Here is a 16,790-nt window from a genome sequence, read left to right as displayed (position 1 = left end):
TTATAATACCTCCAATTTTTCTGAAGATGATTTATCCCAAAGGTCTGTAAACATCCAGCATCGAACTTCACTTCCATCTTGCGTGAGTTGAAATTCTGGAAGAGTATTGTGACATAGTTCTTTTGCATGTGTGCATCTATCAGCAAAGCGACATCCACTCGGCATATGGTATGGACTCGGTACGGACCCAGGAATAGTTTGTAATTCTTCTTGGTCTGTATCGAGTCTTGGGAGAGATTGAAGAAGTCCGATTGTATAAGGATGTTTTGGGCTAGTAAATATATGCTCGATATCTGCATATTCGACGATTTTTCCAGCGTACATAACGGCGACTCTATCGCATGTTTCTGACACGACTCCTAAGTCATGTGTGATCATGATAATTCCCATACCGAGTTGTTTTTGAAGTGATTTCATAAGTGATAATATTTGAGCTTGAATTGTTACATCAAGAGCAGTTGTTGGTTCGTCTGCAATGAGTAAATCTGGATTGCAAGCAAGTGCCATTGCAATCATAATGCGTTGTCGCATTCCTCCGCTTAGTTCATGTGGCTCTTGTTTTGCACGCTTTTCAGGAGAAGGAATTCCAACTAGTTTCAACATATCTACGGCTTTATTCCAAGCTTCCTTTTTATTTAATTTTTGATGGATACGAATTGCTTCTGCGATCTGTTCCCCAACAGAATATACTGGATTCAAAGATGTCATTGGTTCTTGGAAAATCATTGAGATTTGATTTCCACGAATTGCGCGCATTTCAGCTTCTTTTTGTTGTAATAAATCTTTTCCTTTAAATAAAATGCTGCCTTCAATTTTACTGCCACTTTCTCGGTCAATTAATCTCATAATGGATAGAGAAGTGATACTCTTCCCACAACCAGATTCACCTACGATACCGAGTGTTTCTCCTTTAGAAACAGAGAAATTTAAACCATCAACCGCTTTGCTTACACCTTCGTCTGTAAAGAAATGTGTTTTTAAATCTTTAACTTGTAATACCTCTTCCTTTTTATTCATGTTTGTGCACCCCCTTAATTAAGCTCAATACGTTTATTGAAATGACGGTATAAAATATCAACAATAAGATTGACTAGAACGAAGATGACCGAGGCGATTAATACGCCCCCTTGTAACATTGGTAAGTCTCTCATTCGGATGGCGTCTACGATTAATCTTCCAAGTCCATTTATAGCAAAAACTGATTCTACTAAAACTGTACCGCCTAAAAGTGCACCAAATTGTAATCCAACAACAGTAATAACGGGAATTAATGCGTTCCTCAAAGCATGTTTATATATAACGACTCTTTCTTTTACTCCTTTTGCTCTTGCTGTTCGTATATAATCTTGGCGTATAACATCAAGCATACTTGAGCGAGTCATACGTGCTACAATTGCTGCGCCAGATGCACCTAGTGTAAGTGCTGGTAAAACCATGTGCATCCAGGTTCCCCAACCAGAAACGGGGAATATTTGAATTTGGACAGAGAAGTAGAAAATGAGCATAAGTCCAAACCAAAAGCTTGGTAATGAGACACCTAACAAGGCGATAATCATAATAGAAACATCTGTCCAAGAATATTGCTTTGTAGCAGAGATGATGCCAGCAATCATCCCAAATACAACTGTAATGACGATACTATATAGGGCGAGTTCAATAGTGATTGGAAGGCGGATTAATACTTCGTCTAACACTGGACGGTTAGAACGAATTGAAACCCCGAAATCGCCTTGTAATATATTTCCGATATAAGAGAAATATTGCATGATAAAAGGTTTGTCCAATCCTAATTGGTGACGTATCTGCTGGACAGTTTCTTTTGATGCTCCTTCACCAGCGATAAGTAGAGCTGGGTCACCGGGTACCATTTGCATAATTAAGAAAACAACGAATACAACGCCGAAAAGAACGGGAATTAATTGTAGTATTCTACGAAATATAAACATTAGCATGTATAATGCCCCTTTCTATTTTTTAAGTCTCGGATCTAGTGCATCACGTAATCCGTCACCAAACATGTTTAAACCGATTACGAGTGTAGACATTGCGATTCCGGGAAACATTGCAATATGTGGTGCGGTAAATAAAAAGTCGCGTCCATTACTTAACATGGCACCCCATTCAGGTGAAGGTGGTTGCGCTCCAAGTCCTAAAAATGATAATCCAGCTGCAGATAAAATTGCTGTAGCTAAGCGTAAAGTAGCTTGGACGATAATAGGTGATAAGATGTTAGGGAATATGTGTTTCATAATAATAGTAAAATCATTTGCCCCTAGTGCTCTTATAGCATCGATATACTCTAATTTTTTTACTGTTAATGTAGAAGCTCTAACGATACGAGCGAACATAGGAATTGAGAAAAAGCCAATAGCGATAATTACGTTCACAAGACTTGGTCCTAGTGCGCCTACAATGGCAAGAGCAAGTAAAATACCAGGGAAAGCTAGCATAATATCAATGATTCGCATAATGATTGTGTCAAACCATCCACCGTAATAACCAGAAATGATACCAAGAATAATGCCGAACAATGCCCCTATAAATACAGAAGAAAATCCAACAAGTAATGAAAGGCGTGTCCCGTGTAAAAGGCGGCTTAAAATATCTCTGCCTTTATCATCTGTTCCCATCCAATGTTCCATAGATGGTGGTTGTAATTTGTTAACTAACTGAATATCAAATGGATTATAGGGTGCTAACAATGGGGCAAATATAGCTATTAAAATATAGAAAAGAACGATAATCCCTCCGATAAATGCCATCTTATTTTTTTTCAGTTTTCGATAGCTAATGATCCATTTCGATGTGTTCTTCGTTTGAATCGTTTGTAAAGAAGTATTTTCTTCTTTAGAAAGACGAACTTCCATTTTTCATACCTCCCTTTCTTTATGATTAAATTATCAGAAAATTAAAACGAGTCAACGAGTTTAAAACAATAAGTAAAGAAAATGCAAATAGAAGTAAAGATGTTTCAAAAAAATTCAGAAAATTCAATTAGTAAAGAAAATGCAAATAGAAGTAAAGATGTTTAAAAACTTTTTCCGTAAAGTTATTTATAATTACAAATACATAGACAAAATTGAAAAAAGAGAGGGTGGTGGAATGATCTGTTATTAGAAAGTAGGGAGATAGAAAGCTAGGTTTAAGGTTTCACTTTAGGATGTAGAGATAAAAGAAAGTGGAGGGGGAAGGGCGATGAGATTCAAAAGGGGACTTGTGATTTGTTTTATCACAATTTTATGTCTTTCAGTTTTTCTAGCGGGATGTTCATCTAACGCGAAGACAGGAAATGAAGGGTCAGGAAGCAAAGGGACAAAAGAAGGTGGCGTTTTAACAATTGCTAGACTGTCAGATGCTGATAATTTAGATCCGCATTTTATTACAAACATCCCTTCCGCAAGTGTTGTGTACCATAAAGTGTATGAAAATCTTGTACAACGAGATAAAAACATGGACTTTAAGCCGATGTTAGCAAAGGAATGGAAACAAATTGATGATTTAAATTGGGAATTTAAGTTGCAACAAGGAGTGACATTCCAAGATGGTGCACCATTTAATGCTGAGGCAGTAAAGAAAAACTTTGAACGTGTATTAGACCCGAAAGTAGGTTCAAATCGAGCAACTGTTTATTCCATGATTCAAGAAATAAAAGTAATTGATGAATACACAGTACAGTTCGTATTGAAATACCCATACTCACCTCTTTTATCTATTTTCGCAAGTAATGAAGGAAGTATTTTAAGTCCGAAAGCAATTGATGAAAAAGGAAAAGGCTTAGCGCAGCATCCGGTTGGGACAGGTCCATATACTTTTAAGTCATGGAAACCAGGTGAAGAAATTCGACTTGAAAAGAATAAAAATTATTGGGGCGAAAAATCAAAGGTTGATGAAGTTGTATTCAAAGTAGTACCAGAAGATGCAACACGTATTGGGATGATTGAAACTAGTGAAGCTCACATTGCAGAGAATTTACCTGTAACTGAAGTAGAGCGTGTGAAAAATTCACCATCCATGGAGTTAATTGAAAATGAAGGTTTAGGTGTAGAATATATTGGCTTTAATGTACGGAAAAAGCCATTTGATAACCCGCTCGTTCGTCAAGCGATTGCACATGCGATTGAAACGAAAGGGATTTTAAAAGGGGTATATAACAATGTTGGGACTGAAATAAACTCCGTAATGACTCCTAAAGTATTCGGTTATACGAAAGACGTAAAAGGATATAAGTATGACATTAATACTGCAAAAAAATTATTAGCGGATGCTGGTTATCCAAATGGATTTAAAGCAACAATTTGGACGAATGACAGCAAAGTTAGAATGGCGTTAGTGGAAGTAATTCAATCTCAATTAAAAGGGATTGGCGTTGATGTAGAAATTAAAGTTATGGAATATGGTGCGTTTTTAGCTGCAACGAATAAATCAGAACATGCGATGTTTGTTGGAGGTTGGGGAAACGCAACAGGTGATGGTGACTATAATCAATATAATTTATTCCATTCTAGTTCACACGGAGCAACTGGTAACCAATTCTTCTATAGTAATCCGGCAGTAGATAAATTAATAGAAGATGCTAGAAAAGAAAAAGATGAGACAAAGAGAAAAGAATTGTATAAACAGTTACAAGAGATTGAATTAAAAGATGCTTTGCTAGTACCAATTCGAGGGATTAATCATATTGCCGCAACTACGAAAAATATAAAAGGATTTTGGATTGATCCATCTGGGTATTTGCGACTGGAAGATGTAGAACTTTAGTAAAATAGGAAATTCTATCAGTGTAAAACACCATTTTACACTGATAGAAATTTTTATCTGTTTTTGTTTCGTTTGTGAAGTAGAAAATTCATATTGCGAAGGGAGATTGACAAAGTGAGTGTAAAATCACAATATTGGTTAACGAATGTGAAACTTGAATGTGGGTACGTATATGAGGAATCGCGAATTACAAGTACAGAAACGGAAATTTGTAGTTTGTTTATTGAAGATGGAAAGATTACGAAGATATTACCTGGGATTGTATCAGAGCAAGATGGTGAAGTAGTAAATGCAAATGGTTTACTGGCATTACCAGCATTTGAAGAAATGCATATTCATATTGATAAAACGTATTATGGTGGACCGTGGAAAGCATGTACACCAGTAAAGAGTATATTCACTCGTATTCATGAGGAGCAAACTATTCTTCCGAAGCAATTAGAAACTGCAAAGAGTAGAGCGGAGAAAATGTTGCAATTACTTCTTGAAAATGGAGCGACAAATATTCGAACACATTGCAATATTGACCCTGTAATTGGTCTTGGAAATTTAGAAGCAACGATTGCGGCACTGGAAACATATAAAGATAAGTTATCAGCAAAAATCGTAGCATTCCCGCAACACGGTTTGTTACGAAGTAATTCCGTAGGGCTTGTAAAAGACGCTATGCGTATGGGAGCTCATTTAGTAGGTGGAGTAGACCCAGCTACTGTAGACGGTAATATTGAAAAATCATTAAATACAATTATGGATATTGCAGTAGAGTTTGATTCAGACATTGATATTCATTTACATGACGCGGATCAACTCGGAACATTTACAATGAAGCGATTAGCTGCATTAACAGAAGAAGCAGGGTGGCAAGGAAGAGTTACGATTAGTCATGCTCTTGGACTTGGAGATGTATCTGTAGAAGAAGCGGAGGAAATGGCTGAACGACTTGCGGCATTAGGCATTGATATAACGTCAACAGTTCCAATTAGTAGACATGTAATTCCAGTTCCGCTATTAAATTGTAAAGGTGTAAAAGTTTCACTAGGAAACGATAGTATAACTGATCATTGGTCTCCATTTGGAACAGGAGATATGTTGCAAAAGGCAAATTGTCTAGCGGAGAGATTTAGATGGATTGACGAGCGCTCTTTAGGGAAAGCACTTCAGTTTATTACGGGCGGGAAATCTATATTAGATGATCAAGGAAATCGTCAATGGCCAAAAATTGGGGATGAAGCAAATATTGTCTTTACAGAAGCATCATGTTCAGCCGAGGTAGTAGCAAGACAAACAGAGCGTTGTGCTGTTTTATATAAAGGGAATGTTGTTGCTGGTAGTTTGCAAAAAGCGGCTATAAATAATCTTGTTTGAGAGGATGATTGAAATGCAAAATGTGTATTGGTTAACGAATGTACGATTAGAAATAGGTTACAAGTTTAATAATGAAGTAGTTACAGGTACAGAAACAGCTTTGCATCATTTACTCATACAAGATGGAAAGATTGAAAAGATTGTACTTGCGGATGTACCGCTTCAAACAGAATATGAAACGAAAGATGCGAAAGAATTGTTTGTTCTTCCATCGTTTGTGGAAAATCATTTTCACCTGGATAAGACAAAACTTGGTGGCCCATGGGAAGCGTGCACACCAGTAAAAAATATTATTGAGAGATTAGAGTTAGAACAGCAAGAGTTACCAATTTTAGCTCAAACAACTGGAGAGAGAGCAGAGTTATTACTCAGAAACATTTTAAATGCTGGTTCGACTCATATACGAACGCATGTAAATATTGATCCGTATATCGGTCTTAAAAACTTAGAATCTGTCCGTCAAACTTTAGAGAATATGAAAGGTGCGTTTACATATGAAATCGTAGCGTTCCCGCAGCATGGTTTACTTCGTACCGAAGCGCATTCTCTTATGAGAGAAGCGATGAAAATGGGCGCAACTTTAGTAGGTGGTGTAGATCCAGCTACTGTAGATAATAATATTGAAAAATCACTTTTTGATATGATGGAAATTGCTGTAGAGGCAAATGCAGATGTTGATTTGCATTTACATGATGCAGGGCATTTAGGTATTTATACAATTAAAAAATTAGCTCAATTTATAGAGGAGGCTAATTGGGACAGACGTGTCGCGGTCAGTCATGCGTTTAGTCTAGGTGATGTATCTAAAGAAGAAGGAGCAGATATGGCAGACTTATTAGCTGAGAGAGGAATGTCTATTATTACGACAGTACCAATTAACAGAAATATGCCGCCAGTACCATTGCTTACAGAAAAAGGAGTTTCCGTTTCTTTAGGTTGCGATAGTATGTTTGATTCATGGGGACCATTTGGAAATGCTGATATTTTTGAAAGAGTAGGGCGTTTAGCAGAAAAGTATCGCTGGATTGATGAGAAGTCTTTATCTTCTTCTTTGGCGTATATTACAGGTGGAAAAACGCCATTGGATCAAGAAGGAAATCAAGTTTGGCCTAAAGTAGGAGATAAAGCTGATTTCGTCTTCTTACAAGCTACTTGTTCAGCAGAAGCGATTGCTAGACGAGCGAAGCGACCAGCCGTGATGAAAGATGGGAAAATAGTAGCAGGTTCCTTGCAACATGTTCAAGGTGTATTGATTTGATTTACGTATCTCCCTAATTTATATATATTTTTTCAAGGGTTCCTAATGAAAGAATAGGAATCCTTCTTTTTTACGAGAAAAGGAGGGGAATAGGTGACACGTACATATATATTACTGTTTATATGTGTAGTAGTTTGGGGGAGTAATTTTATATTTGGTGCGATTTTAGTAAATACATTTCATCCGGTGTTGTTAACGACACTTCGCTTACTATTTATTAATTTGTTTTTTCTAGCGTACGCTATTATGTGTAAGAAAGACTTATATATAGAAAAGAATGAAATGAAAAGTGTATTATTAATTGGAATCATGGGTGTCGCGATTAATCAATGGTCTTTTTATGAAGGGTTACAAACAGCAGATCCAACAACAGCTGCGCTAATATTAGCACTTACTCCTGTTATGACTTCTATTCTAGCAGTATTTATTTTAAACGAACCGTTAACAGCTAAGTTAGTAATAGGAGGAGGGATTGCTACTTTTGGAGTATTTTTTGTAATTGGTGTTGGGCAGAGGTTCGTCTTTTCAGAAGGGTTAATATGGATTTTTATAACGATGCTATCTTTTTCTTTATCTATCGTTTTCATTCGGAAATTGGGGAACAGAGATGATATGTTTTTGATTACATTCTTTTCTTCAATTTTTGGTTTTTTAATTATGCTACCGTTTCTTGCTTTTACCTTTTCTCACATAACGTTGAAATACTCTATAGAGAGTTGGGCGCTTCTCATTGTGACAGCAATACTTATGCATGGAATTTGTACATTAGTTTGGAATAATCAATTGAGAAAAGCACAGGCATCAACAGCAGCCATGTTTTTAAATTTAGAACCATTCGTTACGATGGTGGTAGGTTATATTATATTGCAGAAAAGTGTAACAGCCATTCAAATAATTGGAGCTGTTTTTATCGTTTGTGGAGTTTATATTGCAACATTTGGATACGGGAAGAAATCGAGGGGACAAAAAGTGTTGTTTCGAAAAGCTACGTAATAGTATAGCGTGTATTTCTGTGTGAAATGTATGGAAGGGATGAAAAATTTGGACAATCAACATAACCAAAATCATATTATGGGAACCTTGCAATGGTTTATATTTTTATTGGCGAATTCAATCGCACTACCAATTGTCGTTGGCGGATTATTTCATCTTACGACAGAAGAAATATTTTATTTGATGCAGCGTACGTTTTTTGTAGTTGGTATATCTTCTTTTTTACAAGGGTGGCTTGGACATAGACTTCCAATTGCGGATGGACCAGCTGGATCTTGGGTTGGAGTATTTACCGTACTTGCTTATGCAACTGTCGGGCAAAACCAATTACATAGTACATTGCAAATTTTAGAATTAGGAATGATAATTTCCGGTGTTATTTTAATAGGATTAGGAGTAACTGGTTTTATCGGACGTATTTTATTTTTATTTACGCCGCTTGTGACAGGGACGTTTTTACTTTTATTATGTTTACAATTAAGCGGTGTATTTTTAAAAGGAATGCTAGGAATTACTGCTACTGCTTCCCAAATCGATGGATTTACAGCGATAATCGCGTTTAGTATATTTTTGTTCGTTATTATACTATCTAATTTTGGAAAAGGTTTTGTCAAAAGTTATGCGGTTTTAATAGGATTAATTAGTGGATGGATTCTTTTTCTAATGGCAGGAAAAGTTACGATTCCATCTCAAGTAACTCATTTTGTGCAACTTCCGCAAATATTTGCTTGGGGATTTCCAAAGTGGAATACAGGTATGGCAGTATCAAGTTTCGTTATGGTATGTATTTTAGTTTCAAATACAGTAGCAGCTATTATAGCAATTAATCAAGCTACCATTCAAAAAGCGACTATTGAACAGAAACAGTTGAAGGATGGTACGTGGGTTGGAGGGATTTCGCACATCATTTCTTCCGTATTTTCAACTGTAGGTGTCGTTCCGTTACCAGCAACGGCAGGATTTATTCGCTTAACAAAACAAAAATATATACGATCGTTCTTACTAGCATGTATGTTACTAGTCATAATGTCGATGTTTCCGAGTGTTATTCGTTACTTAGCATCGTTACCATCCGCTGTTGCATCTGCAGTTTTAATGGCTTCATTCGTACAGCTAATTGGAATTGGGTTAAATAATATAAAACAAGTGGAGCTTAATGAAAGGAATGTAACGATTTTAGGCATTGCAGTATTATTTGGCAGCGGTGTTATGTTTTTACCGTCTGGAGCGCTCCAATCCTTACCGTCTGTTATGCAATATATATTCGGAAATGGTTTGTTCGTAGGTACAGTTGTCAGCATATTACTAGAACAAATATGGCGTACCGAAAAGTAAGTGGATACAAAGAGTGAATGCAATGTATAAAAGTCTAAAATAACATGAGAAATAAAGCCCATTTTTATTCACCACCCGCACATTTCATTCATACAATATCTTGACTAAATAAACACCCAACTTACACATACACGGCTCTGGCTTAAGCAAGGAGGGTTATACCAGTTGAAGGAAAAAGCGTATCAATCTAAACCGTTACTCACAAAGAGAGAGAGAGAAGTATTTGAATTGCTGGTTCAAGATAAAACAACAAAAGAAATTGCGGGTGAACTTTTTATCAGTGAAAAAACAGTACGCAACCACATCTCAAACGCAATGCAAAAGCTAGGAGTTAAAGGACGTTCACAAGCAGTTGTTGAGCTTCTTCGCATGGGAGAGCTCGAACTATAAGAAAGCAGCCGACTTTTATGTAAAGAGTCGGCTATTTTTCTGTCTAAATTTTGAACTTAAAAAAGGTATCTCAGACTTTGAGAGAGAAGGTATGTTTAAGAAAAAAACGTTAAAAATAACTATTTTAAACATGATGAGGAAAAAGCTGTACATTTAGAAAAGCGAGTTCCGTTTTTATTAGAAAGTAAATTGAAAGAAGAAGGGGCTTTGTTTTATGTTGCTCCAAATTTCACGCCGCATGTCGTAGTAGATGGGCATTTAATTACAGGGCAAAATCCGCAGTCTAGTATGGAAATAGGAAAAGATATAAGAAGAGCTGTAAATAAATTATAGAAAAAGTGCTCGCTACTCATAAAGGTAGCGGGTATTTTTTCTATAGTGTAAATGGAAAATCCCTTAAACTAAAAAGAGGTATTGAGTATAGTGACTTCATTTATAATTAATGTGGCGTTATGTGCTAATTTATTATTATTGCCCTTACTGTTAGGAAGAGTGCACGGATTGTCGCCATTTGTTATCGGAATTGTATTGTTTGTTGCATCACTCTTTGGTATTGTGTCTAGTTTTATTACTGGAAAGATTGTCCCTTCGTTTGGACATGTGAATATGACTTATGTAGCGTCTGTCATTATGATTGTTGGCTTTTTAATTTTAGGGTTTATTCCGAATGGAAGTATAGTCGTTATTATATTGGCGATTATTTTAACGTTTATGAGTTATTCAGCCATTCAAGTATCATTAAACACATTTATACCGAAAACATTACATTCAGCTAAAGTTGGAGTAGGTCTTGGTTTATATAATTTAATTAATTTTTTCGGTATGGCATTTGGACCAGCTGTAGCAAGCAAAATTATGGAATCTACAAATAGTTATCGTTTGAATTTTATTTTAATCGTTATGTTAATTTCTGCTCATTTCTTCTTATTAATAGGAATGTCTTCTTTCCAAAAAAAGATGGAGCATTAAATATGTACTTTATATAGAAGAAACCGACTTTCCTATAGAAGGTCGGTTATTTTTCTGTCTTGCAAATTATGAAAAAAAGGAGCAAAATAAAAAAGGTCCTAGTCTATACAGGTACAAATGAAAATTTTCATACAGAAGCAGTTTAAGTTAGCGAACTTAAAGTTTGTAAAATATAATGATAAAATAAGATGATGAATGAGAAAACGGGTGATGAAGTTGAATAGAGCAATCGGTGTTATCGATTCAGGAGTTGGTGGTTTAACAGTAGCGAAGGAATTAATTCGTCAGTTGCCGAAAGAGCGCATTATATATTTAGGGGATACAGCACGTTGCCCTTATGGTCCGCGTTCTCGAGAAGAAGTGCGTCAATTTACGTGGGAAATGACGGAGCATTTACTAGATTTAAATATCAAAATGTTAGTTATTGCGTGTAATACAGCAACTGCAGTTGTATTAGAAGAGATGCAGAAACAATTACCAATTCCGGTGGTAGGAGTTATTCACCCAGGATCACGTACAGCTTTAAAAATGACAAACACGTATCATGTTGGGATTATTGGAACAATCGGAACGGTGAAAAGTGGTGCATACGAAGAAGCGCTAAAGTCTATTAATAACCGTGTTATGGTAGAAAGTTTAGCGTGTCCGCCTTTCGTTGAGCTTGTAGAGAGTGGTAATTTCGAAAGTGAAATGGCATATGAAGTTGTAAGAGAAACGTTGCAACCGCTGAAGAATACTGATATTGATACACTTATTTTAGGTTGTACACATTATCCAATTTTAGGCCCTGTTATTAAACAAGTAATGGGAGATAAAGTGCAACTAATTAGTTCTGGTGATGAAACGGCGCGTGAAGTAAGTACAATTTTATACCATAGTAAAATGTTGAATGAGGGAGAGGAACAAAGTGATCATCTCTTCTTAACAACAGGAAAAATAGGTCTATTTAAAGAAATTGCATCAAAATGGTTCGGTCAACCGATTGAAAATGTGAAACATATTCATTTAGAAAAAGAATAATAGTAGAATCCATATAAGTAAACTCCTGAGAAATCAGGAGTTTTTTTGTTTATAGGAAGCACAGCTTGTTCTAAAAAATGAAACAGCTCGTATACATAATAGTACAAACTTAGATTTTAGGGGGGAATGGCATGCCTAAATCCACTTTTAAATGGGTTGTTGGTGCTACTGTGAGCGCTGTTTTACTAACAGGGTGTGGCTTTATAAATCAGGAGAAAGCAACGGAACAAATTGATCCGCCAAAACAAGTTACGTATACAGAGGGTGGAAAGAAAGAAGTAGCTAAGAAAGATAAGCAAGGACAAACGGTGAATAGAGAACTATACCTTGTTGATAAAAATGGCTATGTTGTGCCGCAAACGTTAGCTATACCTACTCCGAAAGCAAATGAGGTCATTCAGCAAACGTTAGAGTACCTTGTGAAAGATGGACCGGTAACGAATTTATTACCGAATGGGTTCCGTGCAGTCATTCCAGCGAATACATCGATGACCCTAAATTTGAAAAAAGATGGGACGGCAGTCATTGATTTCTCTAAAGAAATGAAAAACTATGCGAAAGAGGAAGAACGTCAAATCATTGAATCTATTGCATGGACGTTGACGCAATTTAAAGAAATAAAACAAGTGCAGTTCCAAATAAATGGTGAGAAATTGGCGAAGATGCCTGTTGGTGGTACACCGCTTGGTGAAGGCGTGAGCCGTGCGAACGGTATCAACTTCGATGATGAACAAGTAGCGGATGTAACAAATACAAAACCAGTTACCCTTTATTTTATGGCGCAAAATAATAATAAACAGCAATACTACGTACCAGTAACACGCCGCGTTGTAGAAGGAAAAGAAAATGATTATGCAACCATTATAGATGAACTTGTAAAAGGACCGATTCATCAATCGCTCCTGAATGATTTCAATCCAGGAGTTAAGCTGATTACGAATCCGAAATTACAAGACGGAAATCTTACATTAAACTTTAATGAAAATATATTTATAAACCCAGATAAAAATATGGTTTCAAATTACGTATTGAAGTCATTAGTTTTATCTTTAACAGAAAAGAAAGGCGTAAAAAGTGTTTCTATTGAAGTGAATGGTAAAGCGAATCTTATAGATGAAAAGGGCGGAAAATTAATAAAACCTGTAGATCGTCCAGAAAACGTGAATACAGGTAGTTTTTAATCGTCGATAATTTGATATACTTAAGTAAGAAAGAGGAATTGCTTTTTGGGTTCCTCTTCTTTTATTGTATACATATCATACATTTAAATTTGGCTATACTAACAAATAGTTATGAGGAGGTTATTTTTATGCGAGTAGATGGTAGAGAGAAAACAGAATTACGCCATATACATATTCATACGAATTATTTAAAACATCCAGAAGGATCAGTGTTAATTGAGGTTGGGGATACAAAGGTAATTTGCTCAGCGACAATTGAAGAGCGTGTCCCGCCGTTTATGCGTGGAGAAGGAAAGGGCTGGGTAACAGCTGAATACGCGATGATTCCACGTGCAACAGAGCAACGTACAATAAGGGAATCAAGCAAAGGGAAAGTAACAGGGCGTACAATGGAAATCCAGCGCTTAATTGGACGAGCATTACGTGCGGTAGTTGACTTAGAAGCACTTGGTGAGAGAACGGTTTGGATTGATTGTGATGTTATTCAAGCTGATGGTGGAACGAGAACAGCTTCTATTACAGGTGCATATGTAGCAATGGTATTAGCTTTCGAGAAGTTATTACAAGCAGAAAAAGTATCTAAAATTCCAGTGAAAGATTATTTAGCAGCAACTTCAGTAGGGATTGTGGAAGAGCAAGGTGTTGTTTTAGATTTAAACTATGCAGAAGATTCTAAAGCAGACGTTGATATGAACGTAATTATGACTGGAAAAGGCCAGTTTGTTGAAGTACAAGGAACTGGAGAAGAAGCGACGTTCAGCAGAGCGCAGTTAAATGAATTACTTGATGCTGCAGAACAAGGCATTTTCCAACTGATTGACATGCAAAAAGAAGCGTTAGGTGACATCGTATCTCATATAGAGTAGAGGTGGAAAATATGAAACAAGTTGTTGTAGCGACAAAAAATATGGGGAAAGTACGTGAATTTGCTGAGTTATTTGAGCGATTTGATTTAGAAGTGAAATCATTACACGATTTTCCTCATATTGAAGAAGTAGAAGAAACTGGTGAAACATTTGAAGAAAATGCGATCTTAAAAGCGGATAGTTTGAGTAGACAGTTGAATGCAATCGTAATTGCGGATGATTCAGGTCTTATTGTAGATGCTTTAAACGGGAAACCAGGCGTATATTCAGCTCGTTTTGCTGGAGAACCGAAAGATGATCAAGCGAATATTGATAAAGTTTTACAAGAATTAAATGAAGTAACGTTTGAAAAGCGTAAAGCTCGTTTCTACTGTGCATTAGCAGTTGCTTTCCCTGAAGGGGATAAAAAGCCTGTCATTGTAAACGGGACATGTGAAGGATTTATTTTAGAACAACGCCGCGGGGAAAACGGCTTTGGATATGATCCGATTTTTTATGTGGAAGAATATAAAAAAGCGATGGCGGAACTAAGTTCAGATGAGAAAAATGCTATTAGTCACCGCGGACGTGCTCTACGTAAGCTAGAAGAAAAAATCCCTGAATGGTTTTTAGGAGAATAAGGGAGAGAGATTGATGAAAGCTTTAATCGTAAGCGATAGTCATAGCTCTGTGAAGGAATTACAGCAGTTAAAAGAGAAGTATGAAGGGAAAGTAGATATCATGATTCATTGCGGTGATTCAGAGCTAACGCCTGCTCATGAAGAGCTGCAAGGTTTCCATGTGGTAAAAGGGAATTGTGATTATGCTAACTTTCAAGATGAAATTGTAACTGATGTAGACGGCATTCGTTTCGTAGTTGTGCACGGACATCGTCATAACGTGAAAATGACGTTACAAACATTAGCGTACCGTGCAGAAGAAGTAGGGGCGCAAGTTGCATGCTTCGGACACTCTCACGTATTAGGTGCGGAATTAATCGACGGCGTTTTATTTATTAATCCAGGCAGTATTTTATTACCGCGTCAGCGTGTAGAAAAGACATTTGCCTTATTAGAAATGGATGAAAATCAAATGGAAGTTCGTTTTGAAACACTAGACGGACAGCTAGTTGAACAAGCAGTTTTTAAAAGAGGATAATAAAAATTATCCTCTTTTAAAAAAGGTGTTGACTTTATGTATGGTTATACATATAATAAATATTGTCGATAGGGCAAAAGCGCTAACGAAGAAAAATAAAATAACATATGCGGGTGTAGTTTAGTGGTAAAACAAGAGCCTTCCAAGCTCTGGTCGAGAGTTCGATTCTCTTCACCCGCTCCATGTCCCAGTAGCTCAGCCGGATAGAGCATACGCCTTCTAAGCGTACGGTCGGGAGTTCGAATCTCTCCTGGGACGCTAAGAAAACCTTGTTATCTTTTGATAACAAGGTTTTTTGTTTGTCTACAAATTGATGTATGTGCAAGAGGTTTAAAAATATTATAACGAGATATATGATAATGAGTATATGCAACAGATTAAAGTGCATTAAAAAGAGCGCTTAAAAACGCTCTTTGCTAGTCAGTTATATTATTTGTTTGTTCAGACTCATCAAATGGTTTATGCACGTATTGAAAACCGTATCCAGCTTCAACGAGAACCTCATCAACCTTTTCTAAAAATTCTTTGCCCCATTCAGTAAAAAGATATTTCCCGAATATCTTAATAACAAAACCATACCCTTTTACTTCAGGATACCTTTCGTAAACCTCGTCACTTTCTATAAAGCCCAAATACAAATTGATTTTTTCTTGCAGTAATTCAATATGTTTTTCCTCATCAGACCAGTCTAATTCATCAGCGATGACTAAATAGGCTATTTTTTCTTCTTTATTGTAGCCCATAAAATCAACTTTTTCTAATTCGTATAAAGACATAAGTACACCTCTTATCTATTGTTTTCTTCTAATTTCAACTTTAGTTGGAGGTATTTCCGTACCGCCTACAAAAGATGGTTTCCCTTTGCCTCAACTATTCTTATATCTTCTAGATCTTTATTGGCTCCTAGAAAATCAAGTCTTGTCTTTATTCCTGTTTTATCAGTCTTTAAAGTTATTTGTTCTACTACTGTATCTACCTCTTTTGAGAAGTCCTTATGTACTTCTTTTTCAAAGGCTTTCCCAGCTTCTTGATTTATTCCTATTTGTACCTGGCTTTGGGCTTTTACTGCTTCTCCTATAATATTTTCACAAGAAAATGATACCATATCTATACATTAGCTAGTGTATGTTAAACAAGCGATGAAAGAATCGCTTATATATTGTAGATAATAGGTGGGCCGGAAGTTCGGATCTCTCCTGGGACGCTAAAAATTGATGTTTTGGTGTAAGAGATGGGGGTAGGAATGAAATAGCATAATTAATACGAGTGAAAGATTATCACAAGAAGTGATTACTTATAAGTTTCGCGTCTAGTTTGGGTTATAATTGTAGCTCATTCTTAATATCTGTAACCTTTCCTTCGATATTAAGCAGTTGTATATGTAATTCTTTTTCTTAAATAAAAGGAGCATCGTTTATGCGCCCTGTTCCTCATAGTATTTAATTTAAAGAATCAATAGGTTTATGATGGAAATCGAATTCATATCCAGATGCCCCTAATTAATCACTTACAATGTTA

16 protein-coding genes, 2 tRNA genes and 2 pseudogenes are annotated in these 16,790 nt (G+C 36.3%); 15 read left to right on the top strand and 5 right to left on the bottom strand.

Annotation, left to right across the window (positions count from 1 at the left end; all coding sequences use genetic code 11):
* From ACQVV1_RS25120 to nikC, 3 genes are read right to left on the bottom strand one after another with little or no spacing between them, the layout of a single operon-like run.
* Complete coding sequence (locus ACQVV1_RS25120) at window positions 1-1,017, bottom strand: ABC transporter ATP-binding protein (protein WP_242252579.1); 1,017 nt, start codon at window positions 1,015-1,017, stop codon at window positions 1-3.
* A 14-nt stretch (window positions 1,018-1,031) separates the two neighbouring features.
* A complete protein-coding gene (gene nikB, locus ACQVV1_RS25115; RefSeq protein ID WP_242252581.1) occupies window positions 1,032-1,952 on the bottom strand; it encodes a nickel ABC transporter permease in 921 nt (306 codons plus the stop codon).
* 15 nt (window positions 1,953-1,967) lie between these two features.
* On the bottom strand, window positions 1,968-2,867 hold the full coding sequence (gene nikC, locus ACQVV1_RS25110; protein WP_000453816.1) for a nickel transporter permease: 900 nt from the start codon (window positions 2,865-2,867) through the stop codon (window positions 1,968-1,970).
* Window positions 2,868-3,195: 328 nt separating this feature from the next.
* Between nikC and ACQVV1_RS25105 the strand changes: the two genes are divergently transcribed.
* The 15 genes and pseudogenes from ACQVV1_RS25105 to ACQVV1_RS25035 all read left to right on the top strand — a co-directional run bounded on the left by ACQVV1_RS25105 (window position 3,196) and on the right by ACQVV1_RS25035 (window position 15,530).
* Entirely contained in the window at window positions 3,196-4,758 is a 1,563-nt protein-coding gene (locus ACQVV1_RS25105; protein ID WP_242252583.1) for a glutathione ABC transporter substrate-binding protein, read from the top strand.
* Window positions 4,759-4,872: 114 nt separating this feature from the next.
* Window positions 4,873-6,123, top strand: coding sequence for an amidohydrolase family protein (locus ACQVV1_RS25100; RefSeq protein ID WP_242252584.1), 1,251 nt, complete (start codon window positions 4,873-4,875; stop codon window positions 6,121-6,123).
* A gap of 13 nt (window positions 6,124-6,136) precedes the next feature.
* A complete protein-coding gene (locus ACQVV1_RS25095) occupies window positions 6,137-7,381 on the top strand; it encodes an amidohydrolase family protein (RefSeq protein ID WP_242252638.1) in 1,245 nt (414 codons plus the stop codon).
* Window positions 7,382-7,474: 93 nt separating this feature from the next.
* The gene (locus ACQVV1_RS25090) at window positions 7,475-8,374 is read left to right on the top strand and encodes a DMT family transporter (RefSeq protein WP_242252585.1); all 900 of its coding nucleotides are present in this window, start codon (window positions 7,475-7,477) and stop codon (window positions 8,372-8,374) included.
* A gap of 30 nt (window positions 8,375-8,404) precedes the next feature.
* Window positions 8,405-9,709, top strand: a complete 1,305-nt coding sequence (locus ACQVV1_RS25085; protein ID WP_242252586.1) for a purine/pyrimidine permease — start codon at window positions 8,405-8,407, stop codon at window positions 9,707-9,709.
* Window positions 9,710-9,874: 165 nt separating this feature from the next.
* Window positions 9,875-10,099 (top strand): spore germination transcription factor GerE, encoded by a 225-nt coding sequence (gene gerE, locus ACQVV1_RS25080; protein WP_000659484.1) that lies wholly within the window; start codon window positions 9,875-9,877, stop codon window positions 10,097-10,099.
* A 123-nt stretch (window positions 10,100-10,222) separates the two neighbouring features.
* Window positions 10,223-10,432 (top strand): annotated as a pseudogene (locus tag ACQVV1_RS25075) (type 1 glutamine amidotransferase domain-containing protein); the annotation flags it as partial.
* A gap of 87 nt (window positions 10,433-10,519) precedes the next feature.
* Window positions 10,520-11,068: pseudogene (locus tag ACQVV1_RS25070) on the top strand (MFS transporter); the annotation flags it as partial.
* A gap of 210 nt (window positions 11,069-11,278) precedes the next feature.
* Window positions 11,279-12,088, top strand: coding sequence for a glutamate racemase (gene racE / locus ACQVV1_RS25065; RefSeq protein ID WP_060632430.1), 810 nt, complete (start codon window positions 11,279-11,281; stop codon window positions 12,086-12,088).
* A gap of 131 nt (window positions 12,089-12,219) precedes the next feature.
* Window positions 12,220-13,269, top strand: a complete 1,050-nt coding sequence (gene gerM / locus ACQVV1_RS25060; RefSeq protein ID WP_063224815.1) for a spore germination protein GerM — start codon at window positions 12,220-12,222, stop codon at window positions 13,267-13,269.
* A 128-nt stretch (window positions 13,270-13,397) separates the two neighbouring features.
* Window positions 13,398-14,135, top strand: a complete 738-nt coding sequence (rph, locus tag ACQVV1_RS25055) for a ribonuclease PH (RefSeq protein ID WP_001261765.1) — start codon at window positions 13,398-13,400, stop codon at window positions 14,133-14,135.
* Window positions 14,136-14,146: 11 nt separating this feature from the next.
* Window positions 14,147-14,755 (top strand): XTP/dITP diphosphatase, encoded by a 609-nt coding sequence (locus ACQVV1_RS25050; protein WP_242252587.1) that lies wholly within the window; start codon window positions 14,147-14,149, stop codon window positions 14,753-14,755.
* A 13-nt stretch (window positions 14,756-14,768) separates the two neighbouring features.
* A complete protein-coding gene (locus tag ACQVV1_RS25045; protein WP_000645495.1) occupies window positions 14,769-15,272 on the top strand; it encodes a metallophosphoesterase in 504 nt (167 codons plus the stop codon).
* 109 nt (window positions 15,273-15,381) lie between these two features.
* A tRNA-Gly gene (locus tag ACQVV1_RS25040) sits at window positions 15,382-15,455 on the top strand.
* Between the two features lies 1 nt (window position 15,456).
* Window positions 15,457-15,530, top strand: a tRNA-Arg gene (locus ACQVV1_RS25035).
* A 158-nt stretch (window positions 15,531-15,688) separates the two neighbouring features.
* On the opposite strand, the gene ACQVV1_RS25030 is transcribed toward ACQVV1_RS25035, so the two are convergent.
* Together ACQVV1_RS25030 and ACQVV1_RS25025 are read right to left on the bottom strand one after the other, a co-directional pair.
* Window positions 15,689-16,048 carry a DUF6572 domain-containing protein gene (locus tag ACQVV1_RS25030; protein ID WP_242252588.1) on the bottom strand — a complete coding sequence of 120 codons (360 nt, stop codon included), beginning with the start codon at window positions 16,046-16,048 and terminating at the stop codon, window positions 15,689-15,691.
* A 65-nt stretch (window positions 16,049-16,113) separates the two neighbouring features.
* Window positions 16,114-16,377 (bottom strand): hypothetical protein, encoded by a 264-nt coding sequence (locus ACQVV1_RS25025; protein WP_242252589.1) that lies wholly within the window; start codon window positions 16,375-16,377, stop codon window positions 16,114-16,116.
* Window positions 16,378-16,790 lie beyond the last annotated feature (413 nt).

The sequence above is a fragment of the Bacillus basilensis genome, assembly GCF_050630465.1.
Taxonomy (GTDB): Bacteria; Bacillota; Bacilli; order Bacillales; family Bacillaceae_G; genus Bacillus_A; species Bacillus_A basilensis.
The sequence above is the reverse complement of the archived record's forward strand: the minus strand, read 5'-3'. Positions and strand labels throughout refer to the sequence as shown.

Bases quoted from the DNA above. Each gene is read 5' to 3' on its own strand.
- nikB (WP_242252581.1), bottom strand. From the start codon at position 1,952: ATGCTAATGTTTATATTTCGTAGAATACTACAATTAATTCCCGTTCTT.
- gerM (WP_063224815.1), top strand. From the start codon at position 12,220: ATGCCTAAATCCACTTTTAAATGGGTTGTTGGTGCTACTGTGAGCGCT.
- ACQVV1_RS25095 (WP_242252638.1), top strand. From the start codon at position 6,137: ATGCAAAATGTGTATTGGTTAACGAATGTACGATTAGAAATAGGTTAC.
- ACQVV1_RS25105 (WP_242252583.1), top strand. From the start codon at position 3,196: ATGAGATTCAAAAGGGGACTTGTGATTTGTTTTATCACAATTTTATGT.
- ACQVV1_RS25030 (WP_242252588.1), bottom strand. From the start codon at position 16,048: ATGTCTTTATACGAATTAGAAAAAGTTGATTTTATGGGCTACAATAAA.
- ACQVV1_RS25025 (WP_242252589.1), bottom strand. From the start codon at position 16,377: ATGGTATCATTTTCTTGTGAAAATATTATAGGAGAAGCAGTAAAAGCC.
- ACQVV1_RS25085 (WP_242252586.1), top strand. From the start codon at position 8,405: ATGGAAGGGATGAAAAATTTGGACAATCAACATAACCAAAATCATATT.
- ACQVV1_RS25120 (WP_242252579.1), bottom strand. From the start codon at position 1,017: ATGAATAAAAAGGAAGAGGTATTACAAGTTAAAGATTTAAAAACACAT.
- racE (WP_060632430.1), top strand. From the start codon at position 11,279: ATGAAGTTGAATAGAGCAATCGGTGTTATCGATTCAGGAGTTGGTGGT.
- rph (WP_001261765.1), top strand. From the start codon at position 13,398: ATGCGAGTAGATGGTAGAGAGAAAACAGAATTACGCCATATACATATT.
- nikC (WP_000453816.1), bottom strand. From the start codon at position 2,867: ATGGAAGTTCGTCTTTCTAAAGAAGAAAATACTTCTTTACAAACGATT.
- ACQVV1_RS25050 (WP_242252587.1), top strand. From the start codon at position 14,147: ATGAAACAAGTTGTTGTAGCGACAAAAAATATGGGGAAAGTACGTGAA.
- ACQVV1_RS25045 (WP_000645495.1), top strand. From the start codon at position 14,769: ATGAAAGCTTTAATCGTAAGCGATAGTCATAGCTCTGTGAAGGAATTA.